Genomic DNA, 13,993 nt, shown 5'->3' with positions numbered 1-13,993 from the left:
CGCGGTGAACAGGAGACGCGACGTGCAACCCCGACTCGACTGGCGCATCCGGCTGCGCCGCGACAGAACCCTCATCATCATGACGCTGCCGGCCCTCGCGCTGGTGCTCGCGTTCAACTATCTGCCGATGTTCGGCACGGTCACGGCATTCCAGTACTACGACTACATCGCCGGCTTCCTGCACAGCCCGTGGGCCGGATGGGCCAACTTCCAGCAGCTGTTCGCCGACCCCAACTTCTGGCACGCCTTCGCCAACACCCTCGTGCTCAGCTTCGTGCAGCTCGTGCTCTACTTCCCGATCCCGATCGCCCTCGCGATCATGCTGAATTCCGTGCTCAGCTCCAAAGCCCGCTCGATCGTGCAGGCCGTGGTCTACCTGCCGCACTTCTTCTCCTGGGTGCTGGTCATCACCCTGTTCCAGCAGATGCTCGGCGGCGCGGGCGTGTTCAACCACTTCCTGACCACCCAGGGGATGGGCCCGTGGCACATCATGACGGACCCGGGCACGTTCAAATACCTGGTCACTGCCCAGGCGGTGTGGAAGGAGGCCGGCTGGGGCGTGATCGTGTTCCTCGCCGCGATCGCCGCCATCGACCCCGCGCTCTACGAGGCCTCCGCGGCCGACGGTGCGGGACCCTGGCGCCGCATGTGGCACGTCACCCTCCCCGGCATGCGCGGCGTCATCGTGCTGATGCTGGTCCTTCGCCTCGGCAGCGCGCTCACCGTCGGGTTCGAGCAGTTCCTGATCCAGCGCTACGCCGTCGGTTCCGGTGCCTCGGAAGTACTCGACACCTACGCCTACTACTACGGCGTCGTGGCCAACAACTTCGGCCTCGGCGCGGCGGCCGGCCTGTTCAAGGCGGTCGTCTCCCTCCTGCTCATCTTCGCGGCGAACAAGCTCGCCCACTTCTTCGGCGAGGACGGCCTCTATCGGAGCGGCTCATGACCCTGATCACCACGTCTCCCACGCGCACGGCCGGCACCCGCCCGAACCGTGTACGCAGCCGGCCGACCCGCCCGGCGTGGGAGGAGAAACCAGGCCTGCTCGGCAGGATCGGCAAGATGCTGAGCCTGGCCGTCATCCTGCTGCTGATCCTCTTCCCGCTCTATTGTGTGGTGATCACGAGTTTCTCCACGCAGGGCTCGATCAACGTCGCCGGCGGCATCGTCGTCGTGCCGCACGGTCTGACGCTCGGGGCCTACCACGAGATGCTCAGCGGCGGCGTGGTCACCCGGGCGATGGTCATCGCGCTCGCCATCACCTTCGCGGGCACCGCGATCTCGATGGCGGTCTCGGTCATGTGCGCCTACGGCCTGTCCCGGCAGCGCTCCTACGGCCACCGGCTGATCCTGATGACCTTCATCGTCACCATGTTCTTCGGCGGCGGGCTGATTCCGACCTTCATCGTGGTCGCCGACGTCTTCCAGGGTTACGACCAGTACTGGGCACTGATCCTGCCCAGCGCCGTATCCGTCTTCAACATCCTGATCATCCGGGCGTTCTACCTGAACACGGCCCGGGATCTGATCGACGCGGCGCGCATCGACGGCGCTGGGGACTGGCGGATCCTGTGGTCGGTGGTGTTGCCGACCTCCAAGGCGGTGAGCGCCGTGATGGCCCTGTTCTACGGGGTCGGGTACTGGAACAGCTGGTTCAACGTCATGCTCTACATGCCCGCGGACAGCGGGAAGTGGCCGATCCAGTACGTGCTCTACGAATACGTCAACCAGGGCGCCACCATGCCGGGCGCGGCCGCGCAGCAGGTCGCCGGGCATGCCCAGTCAGCCCCGCTCTCGCTGCAGATGGCGGTGGTCGTGCTCACCCTCGTCCCGATCGTCATCGTCTACCCGTTCGTCCAGAAGCATTTCGCCAAGGGCGCGCTCACCGGCGCGATCAAGGGCTAGGAGATGAGGGATGGTCACCCTCACCGACGTCGCCGCCCGGGCCGGCGTCTCCGCGAGCACGGTCTCTTACGTGATCAGCGGCAAGCGGCCGATCTCCCACGACACCCGCGACCGGGTGCTGCAGGCCGTGGCGGACCTCGGCTACCATCCGCACGCGAGCGCGCGGGCGCTGGCCTCACACCGGTCGAACGTCATCGCGATGATGGTGCCGCTGCGCACCGACATGTACACGCCCATCCTGATGGAGACGGCGTTGACGGTCGCGACCGTCGCGCACGAGCGGGGCCGCGACGTGCTTCTGCTGACCGGTGACGAGGGCAGCGGGGGAGTGCGCCGGGTCGCGGCCAGCGGTCTCGCCGACGCGGTGATCCTCATGGACGTCGAACTCGACGACGCGCGCATCCCGACCCTGCGCGAGACCACGCTGCCCTCGGTGCTGATCGGCTGTCCGGACTCCCCGGCCGACCTCACCTGCGTCGACCTCGATTTCGCGGCGGCGGGCGCGGCCTGCGCCGATCATCTCGCGGACCTCGGCCACCGCCGGATCGTGCTTATCGGCGCGGACGCCGAGGTGTACCGGCGACGCACCGGCTTCGCTGCCCGCACGCTCGGCGGCTTCCTGCGAAGATCCCGGCAACGAGGGATCGCGGCGTCGCATCATCCGTGTGACGGCAGCTTCGCCGCGGCCGCGCAGCTGATCGGCCGCATCCTCGCCGAACACCCCGACACGAGCGGCTTCGTGGTGCAGAACGAAAGCATCGCCGGGTTGTTGCCGCACCTGCTCAGACAGCGCGGCAAAGCTGTGCCCGAAGACGCCTCGGTGGTCGCCATCTGTCCCGAACAGCTCGCGCTGCAAGCAGTGCCGCAGCTGACTGCCGTGGCCGTACCCGCGCAGGAGCTCGGTCGACGCGCTGTCGCACTGGCCCTAGCTCAGCTCGCCGGCCTCCCGACCAGCGGAGTGAGCCTGATACCGCCGCACCTGGTCGTGCGGCAGTCGAGCCAGAGGCCTTGCACGGCGTTGCGGAGGACCGCGGCCTGACGGTCGCGAAAGTTTCTCGCGGCAGGTGTCGCTCCGCAATGCCTTGCGCGAGGCCAGCGGGCGGCTCGCGGCCGCGCGCCGTCGCAGGGATCGGCGACCGAACTGCGGGATTGACCGATGCCAGAGCGCTGACTACTCTCGCCGAGAAAGTTGCTCGACAGTAAGCGCGAAACTTTCTCACGATCCTGCGGAAAGTCTCGCAGATCACTAATGATGCACGGCTTCCGACCCACTCAAGGAGAGTCTTCGTGCCGATCAACAAGATCCGCGCACCGCGGAACCGGCGGCGCACAGCACTCGCGTCCGCGTTGGCGGTGATCGCAGCCCTGGCCGTTCCCGGCGGGCTCACCGCCTCGCCCGCCGAGGCCGCCACCGGTGTCGCGATCACCGTGAACAGCACCACCGGTCTCGGCCAGGTGGCATCCAACGCCATCGGCCTGAACACCGCCGTGTACGACGGCAACATGAACAACGCTGCCGCGCCCGGACTGATCAAGGCTGCCGGAATCGACGCTCTGCGCTACCCCGGCGGCGGATACTCGGACGGCTACAACTGGGAGACCAACACCGTCACCGGCGGCTACGACGCCCCCAACACGAGCTTCACCGACTTCATGGGCACGGCTCAGGCCACCGGCGCCAGCCCGATCATCACGACGAACTACGGCACTGGTACGGCGGCGTTGGCCGCGGCGTGGGTGCAGAACGCGGATGTGACCAACAACTACAACATCAAGTACTGGGAAGTCGGCAACGAGGTCTACGGCAACGGCACGTACGGCGCGAACTGGGAGACGGACAGCCACTGCACCACGGCGGCTTCCGGTGGCGCGGTGACGATCGGCAGCGAGCCGAGCCAGACCTATAACTGCGGGCCGAGTACGTACGCGAGCGGCGTCCTGAGCTACATGTCCGCGATGAAGGCGGCCGACCCGAACATCCACGTCTGCGCGGTGCTGACCACGCCCGGGTTCTGGCCGGACGGCGTCACGAACTCGACTACTAGCCCGCTGCCGTGGAACCAGACGGTGCTCTCGGCGCTGGGCTCGAAGACGGACTGCGTCATCGTGCACTACTACCCGGCCTACTCCGGCATGACGACAGCGCAGATGTTGGCCACCACCACCGACATCTCCGGCATCGTCACCTCGCTCAAGTCCGAGATCAGCCAGTACGCGGGCGTCAACCCGGCGAACGTGCCGATCATGGTGACCGAAAGCGACAACACCATCGACCAGGACACCATGCCCGCGGCCCTCTTCAGCGCGGACATGTACATGTCATGGCTCGAAGACGGCGCGCTCAACGTGGACTGGTGGGACCAGCACAACGGCCCGGGCACGCCCAGCACCGTCGACGGCGCGCAGGACTACGGCGACGGCGGCATGTTCTCCTCCGGCACCAACGGAAGCGGCGTCACCGAGCCTCCGCTCGATACGCCCTTCGACTCGTACTACGGCGTCCAGATGCTCACCAAGCTCGCCGCGCCCGGCGACGAGATGGTCAGCTCGACCTCGGGAAACGCACTCGTCCGCGTACACGCGGTACGCAAGGCGAACGGGACGCTCACGGTCCTGATCGACAACGAGGATCCGACGAACTCGTACACGGCCAGCCTGAGCTACAGCGGCTTCACGCCATCCGGCACGACGACCACGTACACCCTGGCGAACAACGCGACCGCGATCACGTCGGCGACGCAGAGCTCTGCATCATCCGTGACGGTGGCTCCGTACACCCTCACGGTGCTGCAGATCCCCGGCAGCGGCGGCACCGTCGCAGCGGCGCCGAGCGCGCCCGGCCAGCCGGCTGTCTCCAACCTGAGTTCGACCACTGCGAGCAACACCTCCGGCACGGCCACCCTCACCTGGCCCGCCGCCACCGCGGGTACCTACCCCGTGGCCAAGTACCAGGTCTACCGCCTCGGTGCCTCCGGAAGCTCGACGCTGGTAGCCAGCCCCACCGCGACGACCCTCAATCTCAGTGGGCTGACGATCGGCCAGAGCTACAGCTATGACGTGGTCGCCGTGGACACGCAGGGCAACGCGTCGATCCCATCGTCACCTGCCACATTCACGGTCCCGCCCCCGGCTGGCGCCTCGTGCGCCGTCCACTTCGCCATCAGCAACAGCTGGCCTGGAGGCTTCGGTGCGAGCATCGTCCTGACGAACAACTCCACAACCGCGATCAATGGGTGGACACTCACGTTCACCTGGCCTGACGCCGGCGAGGGCATCGGGTCCGGCTGGAACGGGAACTGGACGCAGAGCGGCCAAACCGTCACGGTGACCAACGCCAGCTGGAACGGCGCCATCGCCGCTAACGGCGGCACCGTCAGCATCGGCTTCAACGGCACCGACACCGGCCAGGACGGCGCCCCGGCCGCCTTCTCCATCAACGGCGGGATCTGTTCTAACAACTAGTTGAGTAACAATCCCGCGGCATCGCGGGAGCGCAAGCCGGCCCAGGCTACGGTCTGGGCCGGCTTCTGCCGCGTTCGCTTCTGCTGTCCGCGTCAGAATTTGGGCAGGAAATCGTCCGGGATCTCGCCGTCCGCATTCACGGGCATCGCGAACTCGGGCTGGCACACCGGAGCGTTCGCCTCATCAGCATCGACGTCCTCGCTGCCCGGGGCGCCGTTCTGCCGCGGGTGCGCGGGCCGCGCGCCCTGTGCGGGGCGCTTCCGCCTGCGCGCCGCCTCGTCGTCCTTCGAGGCCTGTTTCAGCTCCCGCTCACGCGCCCGCTGCTGCTGTTCGGCGAATCTGGCCACCGTGCGCACGGCCCGGATCCCGAGCCGAGCCATCTCCCAATCGTCCATGCCGTTCGCCCGTTCCGCGTTCTCGCCGTACCTTCGCTGAGCATCAGCTTACTGCCATGAACGCGGGCGCCCGAGCGTTAGTGTCCGCCGCCGGACCGCGTTCCGGCGGCGGGGTGCGAGCGGATGCGAACACTAACGCGACTTGATGATTGGCTGAGTGCTCGCGGGGTGTGGCGGCCTGTGGGGTCGGGGTGGTTGTCTGGGTGTGGGCGGCCGCTTCGCGTCGCCCGGTTTCGTCTGACCGCCCGCCCACCCGTTGCGTTGGTGGGGTGGGCTGGGGTTTCAAGATTCCGCCTCCGGCGCGGGCCCTTCTCTCGGAGAGAGATGCCGGGGTTTGTGGGGTGCTGGCGTTGGTGGGGCGGGCTGGGGTTCGGGGTGGTCGGGTGTCGGGGGTGTGCTCTCTCCTCGGTTGGTCCCCGGAGGCAATCAGGGACCTGCCGGGAGGTCAAGCGGCGGTGGTTTGTGCTGGTGGTGGTTTTTGCAGGGCGCCGCTTGACCTCCCGGCAGAACCCTGATCGGGCTTCGCCTGCCCGACCGAGGAGAGAACCCACCCCCTGAGGTCCGGTGCGAGCTGCGCTCGGGCCGAGTCCCGGCCCGTGGCCCGGTCGTGTTCGGTGCGGAAGAATCCTGCATCACCGTTCTGGGCCGCTCATTCCTTCTCTACTCTTTCAACGCCGGAGAACACGCACGAGTGCCCGGAATATCCAGAGTTTATTCTTATCCAGTAAAAGTTGGATTCGCGGCTTTTGTCGGTGGTGGCGTCTAGCATGGAAGCGTACGAAGGTTGTCGGGACTTGTGACGGAACGGGGTGGACGGGGTGGAAGCGCAGATGGCGTCAGGGGTGTGGTCGAAAGCGGTGCAGGATTTCCCCTTGGGGTACGACCGGGTTGCGCGATCGAGCGCAGCGCGTGAGCACCGGGTGGATCGGGCCAGGGCGATGCAGAACTCCCCATCAAGCGCGATCCGAGCGCCGACCTCTTCGCCCGGATCGGGAGTCGAGATCGCGGATCAGGTGATGCAGGATTCTTCCGGATCGGGCGCGACCGGGCCGCGGGACGGGATCCGGCCCGAGCGCAGCTCGCACTGGACCTCAGGGGGTGGGTTCTCTCCTCGGTCGGGCAGGCGAAGCCCGATCAGGGTTCTGTCGGGAGGTCAAGCGGCGCGATGCAAGATCGACCATGAGCGGAAACCTCCGCCGCTTGAGCTCCCGGCAGGTTCCTGATTGCCTCCGGGGACCGACCGAGGAGAGAGGACACACCCGCAACCCGGCCACCCCGGACCACAGCCCGCCCCTCCAACGGCAGCACCCCACAGACTCCGGCATTCTCTCCGAGGGAAGGGCCCGCGCCGGAGGCGAGATCTTGAAACTCCGGCTCGCCCCGCCAACGCAACGGGTGGGCGGGTGGTCAGACAAACCGGGCGGCGCGAAGCGGCCGCCCACACCACCACGACCACCCCGAACCCACAGGCCACCACGCCCACGAGCACCCAGCCGACCATCAATCCGCAGTAGCGCCTTCCCCAACGCGCTTGCGCGCTCCGTCGAGTACGAGGTCGAACAATCTCCCGAGTTGTTCGCGACCTCCGGCAATCGCAGTGGCCGAGACGACGCCGACGATGGCGGTGACGAGATCCTCGGGCCGCAAGTCAGCCCGCAACGTTCCATCGGCCGCGCCGGAGTCCAGCAGGTGCCGCAACGCACCGGCGAGCCGCTCGCGCGACTTCGCCGCCGTCACCACGCCTGCGTCGATCAGTGCGCGCAGGGCGTCGCCCATCTCCTGCTTCGCCTCCACGTAGTCGGCGAAGCAGTCCATCCACTTCCGCAGCGCCACGTCGGGGCGGTGCGCCGCGAGCAGGCTCTCCACGCGTGCGCACAGTTGCTCGACTTCTTCGCGGTACAGCGCCTCGACGAGCGCTTCGCGGCTGGGGAAGTGCCGGTAGAGCGTGCCGATGCCGACACCGGCCTGCCGCGCGACCTGATCGAGCGTCACCTGCTGCTGCCCGGTAGCGCGCGCGGCGGCGAAGGCGTCGCGGGCCGCTTCGAGCAGTCGCTCCCGGTTGCGCTGCGCGTCGGCGCGCGGACGCCGTGCCGTGTTGTCTTCGGCCATTATCCGGAGGGTCCTCCGAATCTGCTAGTCTGAGGAGAGCGGAGGATCCTCCGCTTTTTCTCCGCTCCACTATGCCAGGACGGGAGCCCTCATGACACCGAGCAACGCCACCACCGTCCACCTCGCCGGACGCGACATCGCCCGCATCGGCTACGGCGCGATGCAGCTGACGCATGGCGGCCACGTCTCGCCGGACACCGCCGTCGACGTTCTGCGGCTGGCCGCGCGCTCGGGTGCGAACCATTTCGACACGGCCTTCTTCTACGGCGCCGGCGCCTGCAACGAGCTGATCCGCGAAGCGCTCGCGCCGTACCCGGACAACCTCGTCATCGCGACGAAGGTGGGTGCCGACAACGCCGCCGAGGGTGGTCTCGTCCCGGCGCAGCGCCCCGAAGAGTTGCGCCAGCAGGTCGAGGCGAACCTCAGCAGCCTCGGAGTCGAGCGCCTGGACCTGGTTTACCTGCGTCGCCTCGACTTCGCGCCCGGAATCATCGCCGAGGGCGAACAGAGGGTTGATCTCGACGACCAGCTCACCGAACTCGCCGCACTGCGCGAGGCCGGCAAGATCCGCTCGATCGCGCTCAGCAACGTGGACGCAGACCAGTTGCGGCAAGCGCTTCCGGTCGGAATCGAGGCCGTGCAGAACGCGTACAACCTGCTGGATCGAGCAACCGAACCCGTGCTCGAGACGTGCCGCGAGCACGGCATCGCCTGGATTCCGTACATCCCGCTCGGCTCGGCGTTCCCCGGATACCGCAAGGTGACCGAGGACGCCACGGTCCTCGCGGTGGCACGCGAACTCGGCGCCACCGCGTCGCAGGTCGGCTTGGCCTGGCTGCTGGCCCACTACGAGCGCACGGTGCTGATCCCAGGCACCGCCGATCCCGTGCACCTCGCGGAGAACCTCGCCACGCTCGACGTCAGCCTCGGCCCGAACGAGATGGCGCGCCTCAACGGACTGGCGGACTGACGGCGCATCAGGACAATCAATACGTGTCAGTGCCGGTGCCTACGATTGCTGTCATGACTGCTGATCGCGTTGCGCCGCTTCTCAAGCTGGCGCGAGACGCGAGCGGTGCCTCGATAGGGCTGGCCATACGTGCTCTGCCGCCGGGGCACTTGGTCGAGGTCCCTGATGACGGGCCGCTGTTCTGGATCGGCGAGGGCGCGCCCACGTCCGAGGACATGGCGTGGGCGCGTGCCGGGTTCGCGGTGAGCGGCCTTTGGCCGCTGCTCCTCGACAGCGACGGGTCGCCGGCAGGCGTGGAGCACCTCGACTACCGCCTGGAAGAGCAGACGCCGGGTTGGCACCTCGACAGAGGGTCGGAGCAGGATTTTCCCGAGCTCGATCCGGAGAGCCTGCTGGCCGACGCCTGGCTCGGCGAGATCACCGAGAACGAGGAGAACGAATACTACGAGCCGCATGAGCGCGTCTCCGGTCTCGCTCCGGCCGGCACCGACTGGCCCGGGCTCGCGCCCGCCGCGACCTGGGAAGGCCATCCCGATCAGTACGCGAACGGCATGGTCGAGTTCCTCTTGGCCAACGAGTGGTTCCGGCAATCGCGGATGGTTCTGGTCCCGGCCGTCTCCAGCATCGACGCGCTGATCGCGTCCCGCTGCGTGTTGCGCGGCCTCCCGGCGCCCGAGCACACTGCTGGCCTGGTCGCGATGCTGAGCAGCTGGGCGCGCCGTTTCGGCGCGCAGCCGATCGCGATGAGGCCCGACACCCTGTTCGTCAGCGTCGCCGCCCCACCGACCGACCGGCCCCAGGCCGCACACGTCGCCTGCGAGCACTTTGCCTTCGCGCCCGACAACGTCAATCAGAACTCAGACTCTTTCCCCGAGTACGTCGACGGAATCATCGATGCCAACCTCTGGGCGTTCTGGTGGGACTAGTCCTCTGACCGGGCCTGCCCGACCAGCTCGCCGCTGGCGCCGCGATCGTCGAGCACCAGCTTCGACCGCCCGATGACGGCGTAGCGAAGGTGGGTGACGTCGGGCGCCTCGACGATCCGGGTCGGGATCAGTTCGATGCCGTCGTCGGCGCCGAGGCCGAGGCTGGGGTCGAACAGGCGCTGGCCGTCACCGAGGAGCACCGGCGCGATGTGCAGCTCGAGCTGCTCGAGCAGTCCGGCCGCCAGCACTTGGCGCACGAGCTCCCCGCCGCCGGCCACCTGCACGTCCTTGCCGCCCGCCGCGACCCGGGCCAGCTCGATGGCCCGCTCGAGTCCCTCGGTGACGAAGGTGAAGGTGGTGCCGCCCCGGCGTTCGAGCACTTCCCGGCCTCGGTGCGTGACGACGAACACCGGCGCGTGGAACGGCGGCTCCTCGCCCCACGGCACCTCGCCGGCGTCGAACATACGCCGGCCCATGACATACGCGCCGGCCGCCGCGAACGTCTCCTTGACGATCTCCGAGTTGACCGACTGCTCCCCGCCGGCGAAGCCCTGCCGCTCGCGCCAGGCCATGGCGTCGACCACCCAGCGGCTGACCCGGAAGAATCCGGGCGCTTCGGGGCCGCTCATCCATCCGCTCATGTCTTCGGGGTGCTGCGGGTCTCGCGGTCCGGTGTAGAACCCGTCGAGGGACACCGACATCTGCGCGGTCACCTTGGTCATCGTCCTGCTCCTCTCGTGTCCGCTGGCCCGTATGGCCGCCGACACTCATGAGACGGAGCCGACTTCTCGTCCTCTACACGCTTATGACGTGCGCGGGTCGCCGATCCGATCCTGCGCTCGGCGGATGTGCGTGCGCATCGCGCCGGCGGCGGTGTCGGGCTCCGCTTCCCGCAATGCCTCGACGATGCGTTCGTGTTCCCGGCAGGTTGCCGCCGCCATCTCGCCGTCGAAGTGCAGCCGGTAGAGGTGCGTGTGGGAATGCAGGCGGCGAAGCGTGTCGGACATCAGGGCATTGGCTCCGGAGGCCGCGATCTGCTCGTGGAACAGAGTGTCGTGGTGGACGAAAAGGTTCAGCGTCCGCTTGTCGCTTCTGCCCCCAGCAGAGCGGCGCATCCCGTCCAGCAGCTCGTCGAGCCTGGCGAGGTCGGCTTCGCTGATGCGGGTCGCGGCGCGGGAGGCCGCGGCGGGTTCCAGCAGCAGCCGCATCTCGAACAGGTCTTCCAGCTGCTCGGAGCTGAGCAGGGGCGCGGCGGCGTATCCGGCGAGGCTTCGCTTGACGACCAGCCCGTCGGCTTCGAGGCGGGCGAGAGCCTCCCGCACCGGGGTGGGGGAGACGTCCAGGTCGAGGCTGAGGGAGTGGATGTTGAGCTTGCTGCCCGGCTCGATGTCGCGGTCGACCAAGCGCCGCCTGATCAGGTCGTAGACCGTCTCGGTCAGTACCGTGCGCTGCGACGGCGGCATCGGCGTCATCCTTCCTCGGCTCTTCTGCTGCGGCCCACCATTATCGTTCCTGCAAGAATCCTATATGATCTGCAGTCGATGGGCGGATCTGTCCGGCGCAAGCCCCGAGTATCCGACCGCCAGGAATACAGAAAATATAGGATCTGAGGATGCGGGACATGATCGAAATCGTCGACGCGGTTGCCTGGCTGGTCGATCTGGAAGTGGAGACGGTGCGGACCGACGCGGTCCAGTCCTTCGTCAAGCAGGAGACCGTCTTCGTCGAGGTGACCACGAACGATGGCAACAAGGGCATCGGATACTCCTACACGATCGGCACCGGCGGCACCTCGGTGCTGGCCATGCTGCGCGAGCATCTGCTGCCGAGGTTGATCGGCGCGGACGCAGCGTTGGTGGAGCGCGTCTGGTTCGATCTGTTCGCCTCGACGAGGGCCACGACCGTCGGCGCCATCACCTCGCTGGCGCTGGCGGCCGTCGACACTGCTCTATGGGACTTGCGCTGCACGCGCGCGGGTGAGCCGTTGTGGCGGCTGGCCGGGGGTTTCCGGCCCAAGGTGCCGCTCTACGACACCGAAGGCGGCTGGCTGCACCTGTCCACCGACGAGCTTGTTGCGGGCGCGCGAGCCTCGCAGGCCGCCGGGTGGCCCGGGGTGAAGCTGAAGGTGGGCAAGCCGCGGCTGGATGAGGACGTCGAGCGGCTGACGGCGGTGCGGGATGCGGTCGGTGCTGGCATGGACATCATGGTCGACGCCAACCAGTCGATGACGCAGGCCGAGGCGCGGCGGCGCGCGGCAGCGTTCGAGCCGTTGGGGTTGTCCTGGTTCGAGGAGCCGCTGCCGGCCGACGACGTGGCCGGGCACGAGGCCTTGGCTCGGGGTACCGCGATCCCCATCGCCGTGGGCGAGTCGATGTACTCCGTGGCCCAGTTCCGGGAATACCTGGCGCGTGGTGCCGCGTCGATCGTGCAGGTCGACGCGGCGCGGGTGGGCGGGATCACGCCGTGGCTGAAGGTCGCGCACACCGCGGAGGCCTTCAACGTCCACGTCTGCCCGCACTTTCTGATGGAGCTGCACGTCAGCCTGGTCGCCGCGGTCCCGAACGGGCGCTATGTGGAGCACATACCGCAGCTGCGGGCGATCACGCACGGCCAGATGAGGATCGAGGACGGCCACGCGGTCGCCCCCGACACCCCGGGCATCGGCATCGACTGGGACTTCGACGCCATTGACGATCGGCGAGTCGCGTGAGCACGCTGCATGCCGACTTGTCGGACGGGCGTACCCTCGGTCGAAGCTCGGTCCCCGTCACAGAACTCTCCTTCGGCGCGGCCGGCATAGGTAATCTGTACGCCCCGGTGACCGAAGCCGCCGCGCACGCTGCGGTGAATGCCGCCTGGGAAGCCGGAATCCGCTACTTCGACACCGCGCCTCACTACGGCCTGGGCCTGTCGGAACAACGCCTCGGCAGTGCACTGCGACAGCGCCCTCGCGACAGCTACACGCTGTCGACCAAGGTCGGCCGCGTCCTCGAACCGGTCGAGCGCCCGGCCGGCGATGATCTGACCAACGGATTCGCCGTTCCCGCCACGCACCGTCGTCGCTGGGACTTCAGCGCCGACGGTGTACGCCGCTCGCTCGCCGAATCTCTGCGCCGCCTCGATATCGACCGCATCGACATCGTCTACCTGCACGACCCGGACGACCACGCAGAGCAGGCCCTTGATGCCGCGTATCCGGCCCTTGAGGAGCTTCGGTCGGAAGGCGTGATCGGCGCGATCGGCATCGGCATGAACCGGGCTGAGCTTCCGGCCCGGTTCGTGCGGGAGACCGACATCGACGTCGTTCTGCTCGCTGGGCGCTATACCCTGCTCGACCAGGAAGGGTTGGACGAGTTGCTGCCGGTCGCGCAGGCACGCGGAGTCTCAGTGGTCGTCGGCGGGGTGTTCAACTCCGGCCTCCTGGCCGACCCGCAGCGCGCGCCCACCTATGACTACGGCGCGGTGCCCGAGGACGTGTTGACGCGGACGCTGCGCATGCAGGTGCTGTGTGCGGAACACGGAGCGACGCTGCGCGCGGCTGCGTTGCAGTTCCCGACCGGCCATCCGGCCGTCAGCAGTGTCCTGATCGGCGCGCGCACCGCCGACGAGGTGCGCGACGCGGTGAAGCAGGCGCGTGCGATCGTTCCCGCAGAACTCTGGCACCGGTTTCGCTCGGCCGGCCTCCTCGAGGAGTCGGTCCCGGTGCCCGAGGGGACGGCGTCGCGCGGAATGTTCGCACGCCACCTGTCTTGCTGTCACGCCTCCAGCCAGGCTGCGTCAAAGGCCGCTGCGATAGCCCGGTAGCCCGCGTCGTTCGTATGCACACGGTCGCCACTGTCGTAGGCCATCAAGTCGCGGAGCCGAGGCAGCGGCTGGTCGAAGAGAGCAGCCTGGATGAGGTCGTTGACGCCCAGTTCGACGACCGCGTGGGTCACGCCGGGAACACCCAGCACGTCGTGCTCGAAACGGGTGAGACCGGCGGCGCCGAAGCCGTTGCGGAGCAAGCGGTTGCCGCCGATCCCGAAGTTCAACACGCTGCAACCGAGTCGGCGGGCGAGGTGATCGGTGAATCGGTTGTGGGTGCCGGGGGTGCTGCCGTCGCCATTGGTCAGGGAGTCGCCGAACACTGCGACAGTCGGCCGGCCCGCATCGGCGGATTCGACGTATACGCCGCAGATCCAGTCGATGCGGCCCGCTCCGAGGTGGAGGGCGACGCGTTGGCGGTC

The 13,993-nt window shown here is 68.0% G+C and carries 13 protein-coding genes; 8 read left to right on the top strand and 5 right to left on the bottom strand.

The features are described from left to right. Positions 1 to 22 precede the first annotated feature (22 nt). The 4 genes from ACTRO_RS14510 (at position 23) to ACTRO_RS14495 (ending at position 5,367) form a co-directional block, all read left to right on the top strand. Positions 23 to 946, top strand: a complete 924-nt coding sequence (locus tag ACTRO_RS14510; protein WP_034263606.1) for an ABC transporter permease — start codon at positions 23 to 25, stop codon at positions 944 to 946. After that, complete coding sequence (locus ACTRO_RS14505) at positions 943 to 1,905, top strand: carbohydrate ABC transporter permease (RefSeq protein WP_034263605.1); 963 nt, start codon at positions 943 to 945, stop codon at positions 1,903 to 1,905. Before ACTRO_RS14510 ends, ACTRO_RS14505 begins: the two co-directional genes overlap by 4 nt. Positions 1,906 to 1,915: 10 nt before the next feature. Further along, positions 1,916 to 2,944, top strand: coding sequence for a LacI family DNA-binding transcriptional regulator (locus ACTRO_RS14500; RefSeq protein ID WP_034263603.1), 1,029 nt, complete (start codon positions 1,916 to 1,918; stop codon positions 2,942 to 2,944). A 248-nt stretch (positions 2,945 to 3,192) separates the two neighbouring features. Further along, positions 3,193 to 5,367: a cellulose binding domain-containing protein gene (locus ACTRO_RS14495; protein WP_051450835.1), complete on the top strand. Its 2,175-nt coding sequence runs from the start codon at positions 3,193 to 3,195 to the stop codon at positions 5,365 to 5,367. 92 nt (positions 5,368 to 5,459) lie between these two features. On the opposite strand, the gene ACTRO_RS14490 is transcribed toward ACTRO_RS14495, so the two are convergent. Both ACTRO_RS14490 and ACTRO_RS14485 read right to left on the bottom strand, forming a co-directional pair. Next, entirely contained in the window at positions 5,460 to 5,762 is a 303-nt protein-coding gene (locus ACTRO_RS14490) for a hypothetical protein (protein WP_034263602.1), read from the bottom strand. Between the two features lie 1,500 nt (positions 5,763 to 7,262). Beyond that, on the bottom strand, positions 7,263 to 7,871 hold the full coding sequence (locus tag ACTRO_RS14485; RefSeq protein WP_034263601.1) for a TetR/AcrR family transcriptional regulator: 609 nt from the start codon (positions 7,869 to 7,871) through the stop codon (positions 7,263 to 7,265). Between the two features lie 91 nt (positions 7,872 to 7,962). Here ACTRO_RS14485 and ACTRO_RS14480 point away from each other — a divergent pair, with 91 nt between their 5' ends. Next, on the top strand, positions 7,963 to 8,841 hold the full coding sequence (locus ACTRO_RS14480; RefSeq protein WP_034263600.1) for an aldo/keto reductase: 879 nt from the start codon (positions 7,963 to 7,965) through the stop codon (positions 8,839 to 8,841). Between the two features lie 23 nt (positions 8,842 to 8,864). After that, the gene (locus tag ACTRO_RS14475; RefSeq protein WP_157436194.1) at positions 8,865 to 9,767 is read left to right on the top strand and encodes a DUF4253 domain-containing protein; all 903 of its coding nucleotides are present in this window, start codon (positions 8,865 to 8,867) and stop codon (positions 9,765 to 9,767) included. On the opposite strand, the gene ACTRO_RS14470 is transcribed toward ACTRO_RS14475, so the two are convergent. Both ACTRO_RS14470 and ACTRO_RS14465 read right to left on the bottom strand, forming a co-directional pair. Continuing rightward, the gene (locus tag ACTRO_RS14470) at positions 9,764 to 10,489 is read right to left on the bottom strand and encodes a dihydrofolate reductase family protein (protein WP_034263598.1); all 726 of its coding nucleotides are present in this window, start codon (positions 10,487 to 10,489) and stop codon (positions 9,764 to 9,766) included. The genes ACTRO_RS14475 and ACTRO_RS14470 overlap by 4 nt on opposite strands. 81 nt (positions 10,490 to 10,570) lie before the next feature. Then, entirely contained in the window at positions 10,571 to 11,230 is a 660-nt protein-coding gene (locus tag ACTRO_RS14465; RefSeq protein ID WP_169739897.1) for a GntR family transcriptional regulator, read from the bottom strand. Between the two features lie 158 nt (positions 11,231 to 11,388). On the opposite strand from ACTRO_RS14465, the gene ACTRO_RS14460 reads away from it, so the two are divergent. Beyond that, a complete protein-coding gene (locus ACTRO_RS14460) occupies positions 11,389 to 12,477 on the top strand; it encodes a mandelate racemase/muconate lactonizing enzyme family protein (RefSeq protein ID WP_034263596.1) in 1,089 nt (362 codons plus the stop codon). 5 nt (positions 12,478 to 12,482) lie between these two features. Then, positions 12,483 to 13,571, top strand: a complete 1,089-nt coding sequence (locus ACTRO_RS14455) for an aldo/keto reductase (protein ID WP_084317075.1) — start codon at positions 12,483 to 12,485, stop codon at positions 13,569 to 13,571. Here ACTRO_RS14455 and ACTRO_RS14450 read toward each other — a convergent pair. Then, a complete protein-coding gene (locus tag ACTRO_RS14450) occupies positions 13,523 to 13,894 on the bottom strand; it encodes an SGNH/GDSL hydrolase family protein (RefSeq protein WP_034263595.1) in 372 nt (123 codons plus the stop codon). The two genes, ACTRO_RS14455 and ACTRO_RS14450, sit on opposite strands and share 49 nt — an antisense overlap. Positions 13,895 to 13,993 lie beyond the last annotated feature (99 nt).

This window comes from Actinospica robiniae DSM 44927 (assembly GCF_000504285.1).
In the GTDB taxonomy this organism is placed as follows: Bacteria; Actinomycetota; Actinomycetes; order Streptomycetales; family Catenulisporaceae; genus Actinospica; species Actinospica robiniae.
This window is presented reverse-complemented; position numbering and strand designations above follow the sequence as displayed.